This window comes from Rathayibacter sp. PhB127 (genome assembly GCF_003751665.1).
GTDB lineage: Bacteria > Actinomycetota > Actinomycetes > Actinomycetales > Microbacteriaceae > Rathayibacter > Rathayibacter festucae.
The window spans coordinates 39,684-58,355 of the sequence record NZ_RKHW01000004.1; the positions used below are offsets into that span (position 1 = coordinate 39,684).

An 18,672-nucleotide genomic window follows, 5' to 3' on the forward strand; every position below is an offset into this window, starting at 1 on the left:
CAGATGGCTCTCTTCTCCCTCGAACGCCCCCGCGGCGTCAAGAAGGTGTCCTGGGTGACCCTTCTCGGCATCGTCCTCGTCCCGCTGGTCATCGGCGGCCTGCTCGTCTGGGCGCTGTGGAACCCGACCGAGCGCCTCGACACCATCACGGCCGCGGTCGTGAACGAGGACACCCCCGTCGAGCTCAACGGGCAGACCGTGCCGCTCGGGCGCCAGCTCGCGGCCGGGCTCGTCACTGGCGGGGAGACGGACGCGGCGACGCCCGCGCCCTCCGCGTCCGGCACTCCCTCCCCCTCCGCGAGCTCCGCGAGCCCCGCGGCGAACGTCTCGGGCTCCGACTCCACCGGCAACTTCACCTGGGTCCTCACCGACAAGGACGACGCGGCGAAGGGCCTCGCCGACGGCAGCTACGCGACCGTCGTCACGATCCCGTCCTCGTTCTCGGCCGCCGCGACCTCCTACGCCGGAGACGCCGCCGCCGCGACCAAGGCCACGATCGACATCGCCACCAGCGAGAAGGCGAAGCTCGTCGACGACGCCATCTCGGCGACGGTCACCAGCACGGCGACGGCGCTGCTGAACACGCAGCTGACCACCGCGTACCTCGAGAACATCTACGTCGGCTTCAACACCCTGAACCAGCAGATCGGCCAGGCCGCCGACGGCGCGGGCACGCTCGCGGACGGCGCCGACCAGCTCGGCACCGGCGCCTCCACGCTCGCCGACGGCACCAGCACGCTCGCGGACGGCATCGACGACCTCGCGACCGGCGCGTCCGGGCTCTCCGACGGCGTCGCACAGCTCGGCACCGGCGCGTCGTCCCTGGCGGACGGCGTCGCGCAGGTGGGCACCGGTGCCTCCGACCTCTCGGGCGGCGTCTCGCAGCTCGCGACCGGCGCGCAGCAGTCGGCCGACGGCGCGACGCAGCTCGCGACCGGCGCCGGCTCGCTCGCCGACGGCCTCGACGCGCTCAGCGCCAGCACGACCGAGCTCGGTGCGAGCACGCAGCAGATCGCGACCCTCAGCGAGGGCGCCGCGGAGTCGACAGCGGGCACGCTGCAGGGCCTCCAGCGGGTCCTCGCCGATTGCCGGACCGCCGAGTGCCTCACCGCGCTGGGCGTCATCGCCGATGCGCAGACCTCCGCCACCGGGCCGGTGACCCTGACGACGACCGCCGCGGGCGCCACCGCGCAGCTCGACGCCGGGATCCGCGTCGGCGCGGACGGGCAGCCCTCGCTCGTCTCCGGAGTCGCGTCCGCGGCGACCGGGGCGCGCGGCGTCGCCGACGGCGCCGGCTCCCTCGCGGGCGGACTCACGCAGCTCTCGACCGGAGCCGCCACGGCGGCCGGCGGAGCGTCCCAGCTCGCCACCGGCGCCGCCTCCGCCGCCGACGGCGCCCGGCAGCTGGCGACCGGCGCGACCTCGGCCGCGGACGGCGCCGCGCAGCTCTCGACCGGCGCCTCCTCGGCGGCGGACGGCGCGCGGCAGCTCGCCGACGGCGCGGGCGGCGTCTCGGACGGCGCGCTCCAGCTCGCCGACGGCACCCGCTCGCTCGCCACCGGCCTCGACGCCGCGGTAGCCCAGCTGCCGACCTACACCGAGTCGGAGTCGCAGAACCTCGCCGACGTCGTCTCCGACCCGGTGGAGAACTCGAGCAGCAGCACGGACCTCTTCGGAGCGTCGAGCGTGCCGTTCTTCGCGACGATCGCGCTCTGGCTCGGCGCCCTGGCGACCTTCCTCGTGCTCGCCGCGTTCTCGCACCGCGCGCTCTCCTCGACCCGCTCCTCCGCGGCGCTGGCGCTGTCCTCCTACGTTCCGGCCCTCGTGATCGGACTCGTGCAGGGCCTCGCCGTCGCGATCGTGATGAGCGCGGTCGCGAGCCTGGACCTCGTGACCTGGTTCGGCTTCGCCGCGCTGGCGATGCTCGCAGGGGCGTCCTTCGCCGCCGTGAACCAAGGGCTGGTCGCCCTGCTCGGCGGGCTCGGCCGCTTCGTCTCGATGGTCGCCGCGGTGATCGGCCTCGGCGCCGGCATCATCTCGACGGTCCCGGGCGTCTTCGACGACGCCCTCGCCTTCCTGCCGCTCTCCGCCGCGCAGAACGCGCTGGCCGGCGTGGTCGAGGGCACCGGCGGCGTCGGCGCCGCGGTCGTCGGCCTGCTGATCTGGCTGCTCTTCGGCCTCCTGCTGACGGTCGCCGCCATCGCCCGCCGCCGAGTCACCTCGGTCCGAGCCCTGACCCGCCCGGTCGAGGCGTAACCCCTCCCCTCCGCGAGATGCCACTTGTGCACGCGACACGCCGTGTCGAGCGTGCACAAGTGGCATCTCGCGGGAGGGGTCAGGCGGCCAGCATCAGGGAGCGGCCGCCGCAGGCGCCACCTGCTGGTCGAGCAGCCGCCGCAGGCGGCGTATCGAGACCCACAGTCGTCAGCAGGCCGGGTCTGCACACTCCACCTCTGACGCTGGTGGATCTCGATACGCCCGCTGCGCGGGCTACTCGATCAGCATGAAGCGGGGGCCGCTCGGTGAGCGGCCGCCCACCGTGTCGGGCGGGCGCTCATCCATGCTGGTCGAGCAGCCCTCGCAGGCGGCGTATCGAGACCCACCCGCCGCGAGCCTCAGTCGGCCGCGCCGCTCGCGATCTGCTCGTGGTGGTGGATGACCTCGGCGACGATGAAGCCGAGGAACTTCTCCGCGAAGGCCGGGTCGAGGTGTGCGTCCTCCGCCAGGGCACGCAGCCGCGCGATCTGACGCGACTCGCGCTCGAGGTCGGCGGGCGGCAGGCCGTGCGCCGCCTTCAGCCGCCCGACCTTCTGGGTGAACTTGAAGCGCTCGGCGAGCAGGTGGATCAGCGCCGCGTCGATGTTGTCGATGCTCTGACGGATCTGCTCGAGCTCGGCCAGCGCCTCGGCGTCCGACCCCTCGCGCGACGGTTCCTCGATCATGCCCTCGACCCTAACGGACCGGCGCGACGCACTCCCGCTGCCGCAGACCTCCGGCTCGCGCAGGCGCCCCCGGCACGCCGAATCTCGCGATTCCCGCGAGCCCGAGCCGGAATCACGAGCCGAAGGCGACGGCACGACGAAGGCCCCCGCCCGTCACCGGGCAGGGGCCTTCGAGGAGAGGCGGCGTCAGTCGACGATGTTGAGGACGACGTCCACGTTGCCGCGGGTCGCGTTCGAGTACGGGCACATGGTGTGCGCCTTCTCGGCGACGGCGTGCGCGTCCTCCGAGCTCGCCTTCGGGACGTGGATGTCGAGCTCGACCGCGAGGCCGAAGCCGCCGTCGTCGTTCTTGCCGATCGAGACGCTCGCCGACACCTGCGCGTCAGTGGTGTCGATCGAGAGCGCCTTGCCGGAGCCGTGCAGCGCGCTCAGGAAGCAGGCCGCGAAGCCGGCGGCGAAGAGCTGCTCGGGGTTCGTGCCCTCGCCGGAGCCGCCGAGCTCCTGGGGCGGGCGGGTGTCGAGGTCGAGCCGGTCGTCCTCGGTGCGGACGTGGCCGTCGCGTCCTCCACCGGAGGCGTGGGCGATGGCGGTGTAGAGAGCATCCATCCCTCCATCACACCACTGCGCGGCCGGGAGCGGGGTGAGCGTCGGGTGCACGTCCTCTCGACATCGCCGCCGCTCGGCACGGCCGCTGCCAGGGAAGAGCCTCCGAACCGCGCCGTCCGGCCGTCAACCCCCTCGCGACTCCGCGCCGCCGGGTGTGGCCTGGGGAGGTACCCGGCGAGCGCCGGAGAACCACCGGCGTCAGCGCCGGGAGAAGGAGGAAGCATGCGCGCACTCACGTGGCAGGGCGTCGAGAAGGTCTCGGTCGAGACGGTTCCCGATCCCCGCATCCAGCAGCCGACGGACGCCATCGTCCGGATCACCTCGACCGCCATCTGCGGCTCCGACCTGCACCTGTACCGCCTGCTCGGCCCGTACCTCGACAAGGGCGACATCCTCGGACACGAGCCGATGGGCATCGTCGAGGAGGTCGGCGCCGGCATCACGAAGCTGAAGGTCGGCGACCGCGTCGTCGTCCCGTTCAACATCTCCTGCGGCGAGTGCTTCATGTGCCGCCGCGGCCTGCAGTCGCAGTGCGAGACCACCCAGGTGACGGAGTACGGCTCCGGAGCCTCGCTCTTCGGCTACACGAAGATGTACGGCCAGGTCCCCGGCGGTCAGGCGGAGTTCCTCCGCGTGCCGCTCGCCGACTACAACACCGTCGTCGTCGGCACCGACCTGCCGGACGAGAACTACCTCTTCCTCAGCGACATCGTGCCGACGGCCTGGCAGGGCGTCGAGTACGCGAACGTTCCCGATGGCGGCTCGCTCGTCGTCTTCGGCCTCGGCCCGGTCGGCCAGTTCGCCGCCCGCATCGGCGCGCACAAGGGCTACCGCGTGCTCGCGGTCGACCCGGTCGCCGAGCGCCGCGCGATGGCCGCCCGTCACGGGATCGAGGTCTTCGACTTCACCGACGACATCAACGACCAGCTGCGCGACCTCACCGAGGGCCGCGGCCCCGACTCGGTCGTCGACGCGGTCGGCATGGAGGCGCACGGCTCGCCGATGGGTTCGTTCGCCCAGACCGTCGCCGGGCTGCTGCCCGACCCGATCGCGCGGAAGGCGATGGACACGGTCGGCGTCGACCGGCTCGCCGCGGTCGTCTCCTCGCTCGACCTCGTGCGCCGCGGCGGCACGGTCTCGCTGAGCGGCGTCTACGGCGGGGAGGCGGACCCGCTGCCGCTGAAGTCGATGTTCGACAAGCAGATCACCCTGACGATGGGCCAGTGCAACGTCAAGCGCTGGATCGACGACCTGCTGCCGCTGGTCGAGGACTCGAGCGACCCGCTGGGCGTCAACGACCTCGTCACCCACCGCGCCCCCCTCGAGGACGCCCCCGGCCTCTACGAGACGTTCCAGAAGAAGGAGGACGGCTGCATCAAGGTCGTCCTGCAGCCGTAGCGGCGGCGCCGGGTCTCGATACGCGCCTCCGGCGCTACTCGACCAGCATGGGCCGCTCATGCTGATCGAGTAGCCGCGGGACGCGGCGTATCGAGATCCATCCGCCCGGACACGACGAAGACGGCGTCCCCGAGGGGGCGCCGCCTGAGTCGTGGTGCGGGGAAGACCTACTTGAAGACGTCCTTGATGTCCTCGCCGGTCTGCTTCGCGGAGGCCGAGGCCTGGTCCTTCTGGCCCTCGGCCTTCAGGCTGTCGTCGTTCTTGTGGTCGCCCAGGGCTTCCTTCGCCTTGCCGGCGATGTCCTGAGCGGCGTTCTTGATCTTGTCATCGAGCCCCATAGTGGTGCCTCCTTCGTGATCGTCGTGCGCTGAACTGTCACCCGAAGGTAGGAGCCGTTTCTGCTCGTCGGCTGGGAGCCGGAAGGGGCTTGCCCGGACGATCGCCGAGGTGCCACGATCGTCGGTTGCCCGCTCCCGGCCGGGTCACATGACGGGCGTCGCGGTGTCCGACGGCGCGGTCTGCGTCGGCTCCATCGTGGGCGTGCGGGTCGAGCCGTCGTCGGCGCTGGTCGGCACGGCGCTCCCGGACTGGTTCGGGGTCTGCGCGTCGCCGGTGCAGCCCGCGAGCAGGCCGATGGTCAGGGCGGAGGCGCCGAGCGCGCCGAGGACGCGCACGGTGCGGGACGGTCGAGTGCTGAGCATGGGGTGCCTTTCCGGAAGCGGAGACGGGGCGGTCGTGCCCCCGTCCCCGTCGACGCTAGGCAGCGCTCCTCGCCGGCCAGAAGGGCTTGACGCCGCGGTCCACCGGATCCGGAGCCGACGTCCAGGAAGCGCCGCACCGGCGTCGGAGCACGGATGCGCGGGATCGTACGCCCTCACGCCTTCTGTCCGCTACGCCCTATCTCGGTGCGCGGCGCACTGCCCAGACTGGCGACGCCGGCACGCAGACCACCATTTCTCGATCCTGGAAGGGACAGACGATGTCGAACATCGATCCCGCTTCACCTCCGTTCGGAGACGGCGCGGCGAACGCCCGCGCCGCCGACCCCTCGTACGACAGCACCTACGACGCACCGCTCACCTCCGAGCCGTACTCGTCGGACACGACCACGGACACGACCTCCGGCGCGCACAGCGTCGGCGGGGGCACCTCGGGCAGCGTCTCGGACGCCGCCGGCTCCGCCAAGGAGAAGGCCGCCGAGACCGCGGGCGCTGCGAAGGAGCAGGCCGGCGCCGTCGCCGGCGACGCCAAGCAGGCCGCGGGCGACGTGCTCGCCACCGGCAAGGAGGAGGCCGCCAACGTCGCCCAGGAGGCGAAGGTGCAGGTCAAGGACCTCCTCGACCAGAGCCGCACCCAGCTCACGGAGCAGGCGCACGCCCAGAAGGAGAACGCCGCCAAGGGCGCCCGCGCCTTCAGTGACGACCTCACCGCGCTCGCGAACGGCGAGGGTGGCGACGACAACGCGGCGTCGAAGCTCGTCTCGCAGGCCGCCGAGCGCGTCCAGGGCGTCGCCTCGTGGCTCGAGAACCGCGACCCGTCCGAGCTGCTGGACGACGTCCGCTCGTTCGCGCGCCGCCGTCCGGGTGCGTTCATCCTGATCGCCGCCGCGACCGGCCTCGTCGCCGGACGCCTGGTCCGCGCGCTGACCGCCGAGGCGAAGGACGAGAAGGCCGCGACCGCGGACACCTCCGGACCCGAGTTCGCCGCTCCCGCCGCCGCGGACTACTCCGGTGGCGCGACCACGACGGCCTCGTTCGACGAGCGCGGCGATTTCGCGCCGACCGAGCCCGTCGCCGACCCGCTGAGCACGCCGATCACGCCCGGCTACGACGCCTTCCCGAACGGAACCCGGCCGTGAGCGATCCGCTGGGCGCGCATCGCGCCTCCGCTGAGCCGACGCCCGGCGAGCGCGCGGGCTCGACCTCCCTGGGCGATCTGCTCGGCGAGGTCTCCCGCGACCTCTCGACGCTGATCCGCCAGGAGATGGCGCTGGCGAAGGCCGAGATCAAGGAGTCGGCCGGCAAGGCCGGGAAGGGCGCCGGACTCCTCGGCGGCGCGGGCTACGCGGCGCTGATGGCCGTGCTCTTCCTCTCGATCGCCCTCTGGTGGGCGCTCGGGACGCTGGTCGGCAACGGCTGGTCGGGCGTGATCGTCGCCGTGATCTGGGGCGTCGTCGCGGCGATCCTCTTCGCCGTCGGCCGCAAGAGCCTCAAGCAGGTCGACGGAGTACCCGAGACGGTCGACACCCTCAAGCAGATTCCCGAAACCCTCAAGCCGAACGGGGCAGGACGATGACGTACGACGCAGGACAGAACAGGACTCCGGATTCTCAGAAGAGCGCCGAGGAGATCCGGGCCGACATCGAGCGCACGCGGCTCGAGCTCGGCGGAGACGTGGACGCGCTGGCCGAGAAGGTCAGCCCGAGCGCGATCGTCGACCGGCAGACCGACAAGGTCAAGGCGGCCGTGGGCTCCGTGCGCGACCGGGTGATGGGCTCGGCGCACGACGCCGGCGACTCGCTCTCCGGCACGGCGGGTTCGGTGAAGAGCAAGGCGAACGGCAATCCCTTCGCGGTGGGCCTGATGGCCTTCGGCGCCGGGCTCCTGATCGCCTCGCTCATCCCGGCCTCGGACGCCGAGAAGGACGCGGCCGGCAAGGTCAAGGAGCAGGCGCAGCCCGTCGTCGACTCCGTGACCGGTGCCGCGAAGGACGTCGCGAACGAGCTGCGCGAGCCGGCGCAGCAGGCCTTCGCCTCGGTGAAGGACACCGCGACCGACGCCGCGCAGAACGTCAAGGAGGCGGGTGGATCCGCCGCCGAGGACGTCAAGGACTCCGCCCGCGAGGCCAAGCACGCGGTGCAGGAGAACGTGACGCAGGACAGCGACCGCTCGTAACTCCCCCTCCCGCCTCCGCGAGATGCCACTTGTGTACGCCTTTCACGGCGTGTCGCGTACACAAGTGGCATCTCGCTGTCCGGGACGGGGTGCGCGGGAATAGGGGGCGGCTCGCGGGGCTTCTGGGTCGTATGCGATCCATCGTCTACTCCCGCTCCGGTTCCTCCTCCGTCCTCTCGCTCGTCGACCGGGAGGCCGGCACGCCGGGCGCCGGCGAGGTGCGCGTGCGCGTCCTCGTCTCCGGCGTCAATCCGACCGACTGGAAGGCGCGCGCCGGTGGCGAGCCGCCCTTCGACGAGGTCGTTCCCAACCAGGACGGCGCCGGCGTGATCGACGCCGTCGGCGAGGGCGTCGAGGGATTCGCGGTCGGCGACCGCGTCTGGTTCTACCTCGCTGCCCACCAGCGGCCGACCGGCTCCGCGCAGGAGTCGACCGTCCTCGCAGCCGAGCACGTCGTGCGCCTGCCCGAGGGCATCGGCGCCGAGCTCGGAGCGAGCCTCGGCGTCCCCGCGATGACCGCGCACCGCGCCCTGACCGTGCACGAGGAGGGGCCTGCCCGCCTGTCCCCCGGCGCGCTCACCGGCCGCACCGTCCTGGTGCAGGGCGGCGCGGGAGCGGTCGGCCACGCCGCCATCCAGCTCGCGGTCTGGGCCGGGGCGACCGTGATCGCCACCGTGAGCAGCGACGCGAAGGCGCGGCTCGCGACGGCCGCCGGCGCGCAGCACGTCCTGCAGTACCCGGACGAGCAGCTCGCGGCGAAGATCCTGGAGCTCGCGCCCGACGGCGTCCAGCAGATCGTCGAGGTGGCGCCGACGCAGAACGCCGCGCTCGACGTCGAGGTGCTCGCGAACCACGGCAGCATCGGCTACTACGCGAACAACAACGGCGACGAGTTCACGATCCCGATCGTGCCCAGCTTCGCCAAGAACGCCCGCTGGCAGGGCCTGCTGCTCTACACGGTCGGCGAGGCGCCGCTCCAGGCCGCGGCCGAGGACATCACCGCGGCCCTGCGAGACGGCGCCCTGCCCGTCGGCGAGGAGGCCGGCCTGCCGCTGACCTGGTTCCCGCTCGAGGAGACCGCCGCCGCCCACGACGCCGTCGAGAGCGGCGTGACGGGCAAGGTGCTGATCCGCGTCGCCGCGGAGTAGGCATGCTGATCGAGCAGCCCTCGCAGAGGGCGTAGCGAGATCCGCGGTCAGCCGCGCAGCGGCGGGGAGCCCGCGACCGTCGCGCGGTCGGCGAGGCCGTCGAGCAGCTCGCGCAGCGCCTCCTCGGCGGTGGTCGTCGGCTGCCAGCCGAGGACGGTGCGCGCCTTCTCCGTCGACATGACCGGCGTGTTCGTCGCGATGTCGAGCCAGCCCGCGTCGGTGCGCTGCAGCCGCAGCCGCCACGTCGCCGACACGATCGAGCGGAGCAGCCCCGCGGGCACCGTGACGAGCCGCGCGCCGACGACGTCCGCGATCCGCTGCGGCGTGAGCACCGGCTCCGCGGCGATGTTGAAGGCCCCGCCGGCCCGGCGGTCGAGCGCGCGCCAGAACGCGTCCGCGACGTCGTCGGCGTGCACGCCCTGGAAGATCAGCGTCCGCGGCAGCGGCAGGACCGGCGGCCGGACCGCCCGCAGCCAGCGCGTCGGGTACCGCGGGCCGGCGAAGAGCCCGGCGATCTCGGTCGCCGCCCCGCGCTGGAAGACCAGCCCCGGGCGCAGCCGGGTGAGCACCACCTCCGGGTGCTCCGTCTCGAACGCGTCCATCGCGCGCTCGTTCGCCGCCTTGTGCCGGCTGTAGGTCGAGGTGTGCAGCCCGCCGGTCGGCCAGCTCTCGTCCACGCGCAGGCTCTTCGGCGCCGCGCTGTAGGCGCCGACGGACGACGCCACCGCGACCTGGCCGACTCCGCTCGCCACCGCGGCCGCCAGCACTGCCGCGGTCCCGCCGACGTCGACCAGACGCTGGAACGGCTCGTCGTGGCTCGGCTGCAGCGCCCAGGCCAGGTGCACGACCGCGTCCACGCCGGTGAACGCCTCCCGCAGCTGCCGCTCCGCGTCGCTCGAGGCCACGTCGACCTCGTGCCAGCGCACGTCGCGGTACTCGTCCGCTCCGGGTCGCGGCTCGCGCCGGGCGATCCCGACGATCTCCGTCACCGCGTCCTCCCGTTGGAGGCGCCTCAGCAGGGCCGTGCCCAGGTTGCCCGTCGCTCCGACGATCGCGATCCGCATGATGTCCCTCCGCGGGCGGCGTCCGCCGTCCTGCTCCGAGGCTAGGCACCGCTCCCCCGCAGCAGCAGCCGCTTGACACTCCCCGCCCCGCCGACCGCCCCGCCCGACCGCCTAGCCCACCCGACCGGCGCCGCGCACCCCCGCGCGCGCCGGCACCGCCGTGCCTAGCCTGGGAGGCATGCCCCGCCCCTCGCCCGTCGTCCGCCACCGGATCGACGGGATCGAGCTCCGGACCCTCGCGACCGGTCGCCCCGACGCCGAGCGCACCTTCGTCCTGATCCACGGCATCGGGATGTCGCACCACACCTTCTCGACCCTCGCCGTCGCCCTCCGCGCGCACGGCCGCGTCGTCGCCGTCGACCTCGCCGGCTTCGGCGCCAACCGCTCGCCCCGCCGCCGTGTCGGCATCGCCGACCACGCACGTCTGGTCGAGAGAGCGCTGGCGGAGCAGGGCGCCACCCGGGCGGTCGTCGTCGGCCACTCGATGGGCGCCCAGGTGGCGGTCGAGCTCGCCGCCCGCGCGCCCGGCCTCGTCGCGGGAGCGGTCCTGATCGGCCCGGTCGTCGACCCGCAGCGCCCCGGTGCCGTGCGCCAGGGCCTCGCGCTCGCCCGCGACTGCCTGGGCGAGCCGCTCGGCGTCGACGCGCTGCTCTTCGCCGACTACGTCCGCGGCGGTCTCGCCTGGTACCTGCGCCAGCTGCCCGAGATGCTGCACTACCCGATCCAGCGGCGGCTGGCCGCGGTCACCGCGCCCGTGCTGGTCGTGCGCGGACGGGACGATCCGATCGCCACCCGCGACTGGTGCGAGCGCCTCCTCGCCCACGCCGCCGACGGGCACCTCCTCGAGTTCGCCGGCTCCCGCCACGTGGTCCCGCGCACGCAGCCGGAGTCGCTCGCGCTCGCGCTGGCGTCCTTCGCCGCCGACATCGCCCCCGACGCCGACGCCGACCCCGCGGCGGACGCCGCGCCCGACTCCGCCCCCGACGCCGGGCCCAGCCCCGCCGCCGACGCCGACCCGTCCCCGGTGCCCGCATGACGCACCTCGTCCGCGACGCCGTCTGGTGGATGCGCGACTACGCCTACGCCGTCGCCTGGCAGGTCCGCGCCTTCGTCTCCCGCCGCGCCCCCGACGACTACCTCGACGGCACGGAGCGGCCGATCGTGGTGCTGCCCGGCATCTGGGAGACCTGGGCCTTCCTCCGCCCGATCATCGACCCGCTGCACCGCCGCGGCCACCCGATGCACGTGCTCACCAGCCTCGGCTGGAACGGCCGCCCGGTCGCGAGCACCGCGGAGGACGTGGCCGCCTACCTCGCCGAGCACGACCTCCGCGACGTGGTGATCGTCGCGCACAGCAAGGGCGGCCTGATCGGCAAGTACGTGATGACCGAGCTCGACCCCGACGGCCGCGTCGACCGGATGGTCGCCGTCGCCACGCCGTTCGGCGGCTCGCGCTATGCGCCCTACCTGCTGCTGAAGAGCCTCCGCTCCTTCTCGCCCCGCGACGCGACGACCCTGCTGCTCTCCAGCCGGGCGGGCGCGAACGCGAGGATCACCTCGGTCTTCGGCCTCTTCGACCCGCACATCCCCGAGGGCAGCATGCTCGAGGGCGCGGTGAACGTCCGGATCGAGACCGGCGGGCACTTCCGCATCCTCAGCGAACCGGAGACGCTCGCGGCGGTCGTCGCCGCGGTGGACGCGCCTACTCGGCCGGCGGAGTGATCGTCTCGGCGTCGGCCGGGCACTCGATGACCGCCACGCCTCCGCCGCCGGCGTCGTCGACCACGGCACCCGCCGCGGCGAACGGCGCGCGGAAGCAGTAGGCCTCCGGCAGATCGGCCACGTCCGGGAAGGCCGCGGCGTCGACCGGCGTGCGGAACGACAGCGCACCGAACTCGCCGCCCTCGCTGAGCGCGTCGTACGACTCGATCCCGATCAGGTCCACGCCCTCGACGGCCTGGTCGCTCGCGAGCCGGGCGTAGCCGAAGGCGTCGTCCTGCGGCCCGGCGAGGGAGGAGACGAGCGCGAGCACGCGGTCGCGCGACTCCTCGCGGGGTGCCACGTCGTTCGACACGACCACGTCCGGCGCGGGAGCGGTGCAGCCGGCGAGCGCGAGCACCGCCAGCGCCGCGCCGAGCAGCAGGGCCGGCGGGGTCGCGCGGGCCGGGGAGGTCGTCGGGGCCGGTCGGGTCCGCAGCAGCTTCACCCGACCGACCCTAGCCGCGTAGCAACTGCTCCGCACCGCGCGGAACCCCCTCGGCCGGGCGGGCCGCGGAGCGGAGCATGGAGCGATGAGCTCCTCCACCAGCACCGGCCCGCGCACCTCCGGCCCCACCGAGCTCCTCCTCGTGCGCCACGGCGAGAGCGTCGCCAACATCGCGGCGAGCGCCGCCGAGGCGGAGGGCGCCCACGACATCGCCGTCGACCGGCGCGACCCCGACGTCGAGCTGTCCCCGGCCGGCCGCGAGCAGGCCCGCGCGCTCGGCCGCTGGCTCGCCGACGGCAACGCCCCGGTCGCCGCCTGGTCCTCGCCGTACCTGCGCGCGTCCTCGACGGCGCAGCTGGCCTTCGAGGAGGCGGGCCTCGACCTCGTGCCCCGCCTCGACGAGCGACTCCGCGACCGCGATCTCGGCATCGCCGATCGCCTGACCACCGCGGGCTTCCGCGCGCGATTCCCCGAGGAGGCGGCGCGGCGGGACTGGCTCGGCAAGTTCTACTACCGCCCGCCGGGCGGCGAGTCCTGGACCGACCTCGCCCAGCGGGTGCGCTCGTTCCTGGACCACCTCGACGTCGTCGCGCCGGCCGGCCCGGTGGCGCTGTTCTGCCACGACGCCGTCGTCCTGATCATCCGCTCGGTCTGCGAGGGCCTCACCGAGCGCGAGCTGCTCGACATCGGCCGGGCGACCCCGGTCGCGAACGCCTCCGTCACCCGGCTCGTCCGCGACGGCGACGCCTGGACGCTCGAGCGCTTCAACGAGACCGCGCACCTCGAGGAGTCGAGCGCGCCGGTCACCCGCCACGACACCGGGGACGACACCGCCGTCGACACCGCCGTCGCCGACCCGCGAGGAAGGACCGACTCATGAGCGAGACCCGGCACAGGAGCGAGCCCGCGCACAGGAGCGCCGTCGTCGACCGCGCCCTGCTCGAGCGGCGCTGGCCGCTGCCCGACCCGGCGGGATCGAAGCACGCCCGCGGTGACGTGGTCGTGGTCGGCGGCGCCCGCAAGACGCCCGGAGCGGCGATCCTCGCCGGGATCGCGGCCCTCCGGGTCGGCGCCGGCCGGATCACCCTCTGCGTCGCCGAGTCCGTCGCCTCCGCCACCGCCGTCGCGCTGCCCGAGTGCGGCGTCGTGCCGCTGGAGGAGACCCGCGGCGGCTCGATCTCGGGCCGCGGGCTCTCCGCGCTGGAGGGCGAGCTGGGCTCCGCCGACGTCGCGCTGATCGGCCCCGGGCTCGACGACCCGAAGGCGACCGCCGCGACGCTGCGCGCGATCGCTCCGCTGCTCGCCGACGTCCCCGCCGTGCACCTGGACGCCTTCCCGCTCGGCGTGCTGCCGGGGCAGCGGCGCGTCGCTCGCGCCCTCGCCGGCCGCCTGCTGCTGACGCCGAACACGGAGGAGGCCGCGCGGCTGCTCGGCGCGGAGGTGGACGACGTGGAGGCCGCCGCGATCGCCGTCGCGCAGCGCTACGGAGCGGTCGTCAGCCTCTTCAACGTGATCGCCGCGCCCGACGGCGACGCCGTGCGCATCGAGGGCGAGCACCCCGGCCTCGCGACGGCGGGCAGCGGCGACGTCCTCGCCGGCGCGACGGCCGGTCTCCGCGCGCGCGGCCTCGACCCGCAGGGCGCCGCGGCGTGGGGTGCCTTCCTGCACACCGAGGCCGACTCGGTCCTGGTGCGCAGGCTCGGCCCGGCCGGCTACCTCGCGCGCGAGATCCCGGGCGAGTTCCCGCCGCTGCTCGCAGGCTGACGCGGGAGCGGTGCGGGACGGCGGCTCGGAACGTGCGACTCAGGACGCGCCGTTCAGGATCAGTGGCTCAGGATCGGCGGCTCAGCCGGCGGCGGTCACTGCGCGACGTCGGCGACGGAGAACGCCACTCCCGGCGTGATCAGGATCGACGTCTCGCGGGGCTGGCCCTCGCCCTGGTTGACGGTCAGCCAGCGCGAGGCGGTGCCGTCGAGCGCCTGCTCGACGCTCGCACGGACGTCCGCGGCGGTGGTGTCGTGCAGGCTGTAGGGGGTGCCGCCGTTGATCAGCTCGACGCGCTTCACAGCAGGCCCTCCTCGCTCTGGCGGGCCCCGCCGTGCGGCTCCTCGCTGATGCGCAGGCCGTGGGCGCTGTGCGAATCGGCCAGGAGCTGGCGGATCCAGTCGGGGTTGATGGCCGGGGCTCGGCCGCCGTGGTACTTGAAGCGCAGCGGGATCGCCGGGTGGAGCCAGATCGACGTGCGACCGTCGCCGACGGACTGCGAGTCCTTCCACGAGAGGTAGAAGGACTCGTTGCGCGACAGCTTCGAGCCGATGACGATCTGCAGATGGGCGAGCAGTCGGTCGTCGAAGTCGGCTTCGAGAGTCGAGTCGTAGATCAATCGGCCCATGAGGGCGGTCTCCGTTCGCAGTGCAGTCCAGCCGGCGGGGGCACGGCCGGACGGTACGGGGCGATTCTAACCGCCCCGGGGCCGACGCTCAGCGTCGATCGTCATCCGAATCGAAGTGCGGGATCTCGAGGTCGGACAGGTGCGGCGAGGACGAGTCGCCCTCCTCGGCCAGCGGCTGGGACACTCCGAGCCGCGCCGTCTCCTTCGCGAGCCTCTCGACCAGGGCCGCGTCCACGATCTCCTCGCCGCCGTCGTCCTCGGTCTCCGAGAAGAGCTGGCTGGCCGGACCGATCAGCAGGGTCGCCCGGCCGAGCTCGCCGGTGGAGCGCCGGATCGGGATGTCGACCGACATCGCGCCCTTGCGCAGCGCGAGGGCCTCCGCGTAGCCGACGAGCGAGTGCGCGATCCGGCTGCCGGTGAGCACCGAGCTGCCGGCGTAGTGGATGCGTTCCATGCGTCCTTCCTACCGCTCAGCGCCCGATCGGAGCATCCGGGTTGCGCGGCGGGACCGGGCTTGATAGCGCCTCGATCCTCCGCTCGAGCCCCTCGCGGACCGCCGGCCACTCCTCCACGAGGATCGAGTGCACCGCCGTGTCGCGCCAGGAGCCGTCCGCCCGCCGCTGGTCGTGCCGCAGCACGCCCTCGAAGACCGCGCCGAGGCGGAGGATCGCCGCGCGGGAGCGCGCGTTCGCCGCGTCCGCCTGCAGCTTCACCCGCGAGAAGCCGCTGTCGAAGGCCAGGCCGAGCAGGAGGAGCTTCGTCTCGGGGTTCACGGCCGTGCCCCAGACCTCGGGGGCGTAGGCGGTCCAGCCCAGGTGCGCCGCCTCCCGCCGCTCGTCGAAGTCGGTCAGCGAGGAGGTGCCGACGACCCGGCCGTCGACGAGCACGGCGCAGGGGTTGCCGGTCTCCCACGGGTAGTAGCGCCGGGCGAAGGCACGGAACGCCTCGGCGCCGTCGGGGAGGCCCGAGGGCCCGCCGCCGTAGCCCGCGGCGAACACTTCGGGGCGGCCGATCGCGGCCCGGAGCGGCTCCAGGTGCTCCTCGGTGAGCGGCTCGAGGACGACGAGACGGCCGGTCAGCACGGTGGGGGCCGGGCGGACGGCGCGGCCGGGACGATCGGGCGAGGCGGGGCTGCTCATCCGGACATTCTGGGGCCACCTCGGCCCGCTGAGGGGTCCAGGACGCGTGCCAGCATGAGGTCCATGGACAGCACCGCGATGTTCGCCGCCTCGGCCGGCGCCCTGCTCCGCCTCGTCGAGCGGATCGGGGACGAGCAGTGGGCGCTGCCGGGGCTGGGCGTCTGGGACGTCCGCGGCCTCACGGGCCACGCCTCGCGGGCGATCACGACCGTCGAGACGTACCTGCTGGCAGAGGAGCCGGCCGCCGCGACCGTGCCCGACGCGCTCGGCTACTACGCGGCCCTGGCGGGCGGACGCGCGGACCCCGCGGCCGTGGCGCGGCGGGGCGTCGAGACCGGGGCGCTGCTCGGCGAGCACCCGGCCGAGTCGATCGCGGCGTCGCTGCGGCGTGCCCTCGCGCTGCTGGCGCAGCAGCCGCCCGGGCGCCTCGTCGCGATCGGCGAGCACGCCCTGGCCCTGGACGAGTACCTGCGGACCCGCGTGCTCGAGCTGGTCGTGCACACCCTCGACCTGTCGCGGGCGACGGGCCTCGCGCACGAGATCCCGCCCGAGGCGGTCGAGGCCTGCTCCGCGATGGCGGGGGCGCTCGCCGCTCGGGCGGGACGGGGCGAGGAGCTCCTGCTCGCACTGAGCGGGCGGGAGCGCCTCGCGGACGGCTTCTCGGTGGTGTGAGCGGCCCGGTGGTTCGAGCCGCTCGCGAGGCGAGCGGCCGGCGCGCTCAGGCGACGGCCAGCGCCTCCACCGGCGGCACCCGGGTCGCGCGGCGGGCCGGCAGGACCGCGGAGACGGCGGTGAGGACGATGCTCACCAGGACGACGGCGACCAGGATCCCGACCGGGATCGTCGGCGGCACCAGCCCGATGCCCGGCAGCGAGCCGAAGATCGCGACGGCCCCGGCCCAGCCGTAGAAGGCGCCGAGCACGAGGCCCAGGAGCGCCGCGGCGATCACCATCTGCGCCGCCTCGACGACGACCATCCAGCGCACCTGCGAGCCCGTGAAGCCGAGCGCGCGGAGCAGTCCCAGCTCGCGACGGCGCTGCAGCACGCTCAGCGAGAGCGTGTTGACCATGCCGACGGCCGCGAGCAGCACCGAGAAGCCGAGCAGCACGCTCATGATCGCCGTGCTGACCGCGACGAACTGGTCGAGCGCCGCGAAGATCTCCGGGCTCATCTCGCTCGAGGCGCGCATGATCGACGAGAAGGTCGCGGCGGCCACCGCGAACATCGTGACGAGCGTCACTCCGATCACGAGGCCGATGACGGCGCGCGCGCTCCGGGCGGGGTTGCGGGTGGCGTTCGCCGAGGCGAGGCGGGCGACGGGGCTGCCGCCGAAGGCCCGGCCGACCAGCGAGATCAGCGGCGGGAGCAGCACCGGAGCGCCGAGGACCACCCCGGTGAAGGAGAGCATGCCGCCGGCGAGGCCGATCAGGACGCCGAGCGGGCTGGCGAGCCCGACGACGACGCCGATCAGCAGGAGCAGGACGCCGACCACGAGGAGGACGAGCGCCAGGACGTTCCGGCCCGTGCGTCCGCGGAGCTCGTCGTAGCGGGGCTCGGCGGCGGAGCCGGCGGCCTGCGAGGGCGCGACCGAGAGCACGCGCCGGGACCCGGCCCAGGAGGCGACGACGGTCGAGGCGATGACGGCGAGGCCCGGCAGCAGCAGTCCCGGTGAGGCGAGCGGTACGGCGATGCGCGTGAAGGTGCCGGTGCTGAAGGCGATCTCGGCGCCCACGGCCACGAGGACGACGGCGGCGACGAGGCCGAGGGCCGCGCCGATCAGCCCCTGCACGAGGCCGGTCCGCACCACCTCGGCACGGAGCGAGCGTCCGGAGGCGCCCAGCAGGCGCAGCAGCGCGATCTCGCGGGTGCGGCCGGCGATCACCGTCGACACCGCGTTGGAGGTGACGATCGCGCCGACGAAGACGGCGATGCCGAAGAAGACGCCGCCGACCACGCCCAGCGTCGTCGCGGCCTGCGCGATGCCGTCGAGACCGGCGGCGTCGAACGCCGCCACCATGTCGGCGATGACCATCACCAGGACCCCGCCGAACGCGGCCGAGAGCGCGGCGACCGTGATGATCGCGCCGCCGCCCTGCCCCGAGGCGGCCCGCAGACCGGTGCGGGCGCTCACGACGCTCCCTCCATCGAGAGCATGGCGCGCGAGATCTCCTCGGCGCTCATCCCGCGGCGGTCGTCGACGACGGCCCCGTCGCGGAGGAAGACGATGCGGTCGGCGAAGGCCGCGGCGATCGGGTCGTGGGTGACCATCGCGATCGACTGGCCGTACTCGCGGGTCGAGGCGCGGAGGAGGCTGAGCACCTCGCGGCCGGTGCGCGAGTCGAGGTTGCCGGTCGGCTCGTCGGCGAAGATCAGCTGCGGGCGGGTGGCCAGCGCGCGGGCGATGGCCACGCGCTGCTGCTGGCCGCCGGAGAGCTCGTGCGGGCGGTGGGTGAGGCGCTCGCGGAGACCGAGGGACTCGATCAGGCGGGCGATCCACTCCTCCTCCTCGGCCGTGACGCGGCGGCCGTCGAGCTCGAACGGGAGGCGGATGTTGCCGCGCACGTCGAGGGTCGGGACGAGGTTGAAGGCCTGGAAGACGAAGCCGACGCTGCGCCGGCGGAGCACGGTGAGCTCGGCGTCGCCCATCGCGGTGATCTCGACGTCGCCGAGGAAGACGCGGCCGGCCGAGGCGGTGTCGAGGCCGGCGAGCACGTGCATCAGCGTCGACTTGCCGGAGCCGCTGGGGCCCATCACCGCGGTGAACTCGCCGCGCTCGATCGAGAGGGTGACGTCGTCGAGGGCGACGACGGGCGGCGTGCTGCCGTAGAGCTTGCGCACGCCCTCGACGCGCGCCACGACGGAGGAGGTCTGGTTCTGCATGTC

At 74.0% G+C, this 18,672-nt stretch carries 23 protein-coding genes; 11 read left to right on the forward strand and 12 right to left on the reverse strand.

What is annotated here, in order from left to right; translation table 11 throughout:
* Positions 1-3: 3 nt before the first annotated feature.
* Positions 4-2,256, forward strand: coding sequence for a YhgE/Pip domain-containing protein (locus EDF22_RS16655; protein WP_123705991.1), 2,253 nt, complete (start codon positions 4-6; stop codon positions 2,254-2,256).
* A gap of 359 nt (positions 2,257-2,615) precedes the next feature.
* On the opposite strand, the gene EDF22_RS16660 is transcribed toward EDF22_RS16655, so the two are convergent.
* Positions 2,616-2,942, reverse strand: coding sequence for a chorismate mutase (locus tag EDF22_RS16660; protein ID WP_123447104.1), 327 nt, complete (start codon positions 2,940-2,942; stop codon positions 2,616-2,618).
* A gap of 186 nt (positions 2,943-3,128) precedes the next feature.
* Positions 3,129-3,548 (reverse strand): organic hydroperoxide resistance protein, encoded by a 420-nt coding sequence (locus tag EDF22_RS16665; RefSeq protein WP_123705992.1) that lies wholly within the window; start codon positions 3,546-3,548, stop codon positions 3,129-3,131.
* A 222-nt stretch (positions 3,549-3,770) separates the two neighbouring features.
* Here EDF22_RS16665 and EDF22_RS16670 point away from each other — a divergent pair, with 222 nt between their 5' ends.
* The gene (locus EDF22_RS16670; RefSeq protein WP_123705993.1) at positions 3,771-4,946 is read left to right on the forward strand and encodes a zinc-dependent alcohol dehydrogenase; all 1,176 of its coding nucleotides are present in this window, start codon (positions 3,771-3,773) and stop codon (positions 4,944-4,946) included.
* 167 nt (positions 4,947-5,113) lie between these two features.
* On the opposite strand, the gene EDF22_RS16675 is transcribed toward EDF22_RS16670, so the two are convergent.
* Complete coding sequence (locus EDF22_RS16675; RefSeq protein WP_123447107.1) at positions 5,114-5,284, reverse strand: CsbD family protein; 171 nt, start codon at positions 5,282-5,284, stop codon at positions 5,114-5,116.
* A gap of 144 nt (positions 5,285-5,428) precedes the next feature.
* A complete protein-coding gene (locus EDF22_RS16680) occupies positions 5,429-5,647 on the reverse strand; it encodes a hypothetical protein (RefSeq protein ID WP_123447108.1) in 219 nt (72 codons plus the stop codon).
* Between the two features lie 278 nt (positions 5,648-5,925).
* Between EDF22_RS16680 and EDF22_RS16685 the strand changes: the two genes are divergently transcribed.
* The 4 genes from EDF22_RS16685 to EDF22_RS16700 all read left to right on the forward strand — a co-directional run bounded on the left by EDF22_RS16685 (position 5,926) and on the right by EDF22_RS16700 (position 8,988).
* A complete protein-coding gene (locus tag EDF22_RS16685) occupies positions 5,926-6,804 on the forward strand; it encodes a hypothetical protein (RefSeq protein WP_123705994.1) in 879 nt (292 codons plus the stop codon).
* Positions 6,801-7,241: a phage holin family protein gene (locus tag EDF22_RS16690; RefSeq protein ID WP_372487831.1), complete on the forward strand. Its 441-nt coding sequence runs from the start codon at positions 6,801-6,803 to the stop codon at positions 7,239-7,241. The genes EDF22_RS16685 and EDF22_RS16690 overlap by 4 nt, the downstream gene beginning before the upstream one ends.
* Positions 7,238-7,840 carry a DUF3618 domain-containing protein gene (locus EDF22_RS16695; protein ID WP_123705995.1) on the forward strand — a complete coding sequence of 201 codons (603 nt, stop codon included), beginning with the start codon at positions 7,238-7,240 and terminating at the stop codon, positions 7,838-7,840. The genes EDF22_RS16690 and EDF22_RS16695 overlap by 4 nt, the downstream gene beginning before the upstream one ends.
* Before the next feature lie 131 nt (positions 7,841-7,971).
* The gene (locus tag EDF22_RS16700; protein WP_123705996.1) at positions 7,972-8,988 is read left to right on the forward strand and encodes an NADPH:quinone reductase; all 1,017 of its coding nucleotides are present in this window, start codon (positions 7,972-7,974) and stop codon (positions 8,986-8,988) included.
* A gap of 47 nt (positions 8,989-9,035) precedes the next feature.
* Here the strand turns inward: EDF22_RS16700 and EDF22_RS16705 are convergent, their stop codons facing one another.
* Positions 9,036-10,052 carry an NAD-dependent epimerase/dehydratase family protein gene (locus EDF22_RS16705; protein WP_123705997.1) on the reverse strand — a complete coding sequence of 339 codons (1,017 nt, stop codon included), beginning with the start codon at positions 10,050-10,052 and terminating at the stop codon, positions 9,036-9,038.
* A 178-nt stretch (positions 10,053-10,230) separates the two neighbouring features.
* Here EDF22_RS16705 and EDF22_RS16710 point away from each other — a divergent pair, with 178 nt between their 5' ends.
* Both EDF22_RS16710 and EDF22_RS16715 read left to right on the forward strand, forming a co-directional pair.
* Positions 10,231-11,088 carry an alpha/beta fold hydrolase gene (locus EDF22_RS16710; RefSeq protein ID WP_123705998.1) on the forward strand — a complete coding sequence of 286 codons (858 nt, stop codon included), beginning with the start codon at positions 10,231-10,233 and terminating at the stop codon, positions 11,086-11,088.
* The gene (locus tag EDF22_RS16715) at positions 11,085-11,774 is read left to right on the forward strand and encodes a triacylglycerol lipase (protein ID WP_123705999.1); all 690 of its coding nucleotides are present in this window, start codon (positions 11,085-11,087) and stop codon (positions 11,772-11,774) included. The genes EDF22_RS16710 and EDF22_RS16715 overlap by 4 nt, the downstream gene beginning before the upstream one ends.
* Here EDF22_RS16715 and EDF22_RS16720 read toward each other — a convergent pair.
* Positions 11,755-12,258: a hypothetical protein gene (locus EDF22_RS16720; protein ID WP_123706000.1), complete on the reverse strand. Its 504-nt coding sequence runs from the start codon at positions 12,256-12,258 to the stop codon at positions 11,755-11,757. The two genes, EDF22_RS16715 and EDF22_RS16720, sit on opposite strands and share 20 nt — an antisense overlap.
* A gap of 85 nt (positions 12,259-12,343) precedes the next feature.
* Here EDF22_RS16720 and EDF22_RS16725 point away from each other — a divergent pair, with 85 nt between their 5' ends.
* Both EDF22_RS16725 and EDF22_RS16730 read left to right on the forward strand, forming a co-directional pair.
* Complete coding sequence (locus tag EDF22_RS16725; protein ID WP_123706001.1) at positions 12,344-13,138, forward strand: histidine phosphatase family protein; 795 nt, start codon at positions 12,344-12,346, stop codon at positions 13,136-13,138.
* A complete protein-coding gene (locus tag EDF22_RS16730; protein WP_123706002.1) occupies positions 13,135-14,022 on the forward strand; it encodes an ADP/ATP-dependent (S)-NAD(P)H-hydrate dehydratase in 888 nt (295 codons plus the stop codon). Before EDF22_RS16725 ends, EDF22_RS16730 begins: the two co-directional genes overlap by 4 nt.
* Before the next feature lie 95 nt (positions 14,023-14,117).
* Here EDF22_RS16730 and EDF22_RS16735 read toward each other — a convergent pair whose 3' ends face one another.
* The 4 genes from EDF22_RS16735 to EDF22_RS16750 form a co-directional block, all read right to left on the reverse strand.
* Positions 14,118-14,324 (reverse strand): hypothetical protein, encoded by a 207-nt coding sequence (locus tag EDF22_RS16735; RefSeq protein ID WP_123706003.1) that lies wholly within the window; start codon positions 14,322-14,324, stop codon positions 14,118-14,120.
* Positions 14,321-14,650, reverse strand: a complete 330-nt coding sequence (locus EDF22_RS16740) for an ATP-dependent DNA ligase (RefSeq protein ID WP_123447118.1) — start codon at positions 14,648-14,650, stop codon at positions 14,321-14,323. The genes EDF22_RS16735 and EDF22_RS16740 overlap by 4 nt, the downstream gene beginning before the upstream one ends.
* A gap of 88 nt (positions 14,651-14,738) precedes the next feature.
* Positions 14,739-15,104 carry a hypothetical protein gene (locus EDF22_RS16745; RefSeq protein ID WP_123706004.1) on the reverse strand — a complete coding sequence of 122 codons (366 nt, stop codon included), beginning with the start codon at positions 15,102-15,104 and terminating at the stop codon, positions 14,739-14,741.
* Between the two features lie 16 nt (positions 15,105-15,120).
* A complete protein-coding gene (locus tag EDF22_RS16750) occupies positions 15,121-15,789 on the reverse strand; it encodes a GNAT family N-acetyltransferase (protein ID WP_123706005.1) in 669 nt (222 codons plus the stop codon).
* A 63-nt stretch (positions 15,790-15,852) separates the two neighbouring features.
* Here EDF22_RS16750 and EDF22_RS16755 point away from each other — a divergent pair, with 63 nt between their 5' ends.
* Positions 15,853-16,461, forward strand: coding sequence for a maleylpyruvate isomerase N-terminal domain-containing protein (locus EDF22_RS16755; protein ID WP_221180963.1), 609 nt, complete (start codon positions 15,853-15,855; stop codon positions 16,459-16,461).
* A gap of 46 nt (positions 16,462-16,507) precedes the next feature.
* Here EDF22_RS16755 and EDF22_RS16760 read toward each other — a convergent pair whose 3' ends face one another.
* Both EDF22_RS16760 and EDF22_RS16765 read right to left on the reverse strand, forming a co-directional pair.
* Positions 16,508-17,920: an FtsX-like permease family protein gene (locus EDF22_RS16760; protein WP_243840074.1), complete on the reverse strand. Its 1,413-nt coding sequence runs from the start codon at positions 17,918-17,920 to the stop codon at positions 16,508-16,510.
* Positions 17,917-18,669: an ABC transporter ATP-binding protein gene (locus EDF22_RS16765; protein ID WP_123447122.1), complete on the reverse strand. Its 753-nt coding sequence runs from the start codon at positions 18,667-18,669 to the stop codon at positions 17,917-17,919. The genes EDF22_RS16760 and EDF22_RS16765 overlap by 4 nt, the downstream gene beginning before the upstream one ends.
* Positions 18,670-18,672: the final 3 nt, after the last annotated feature.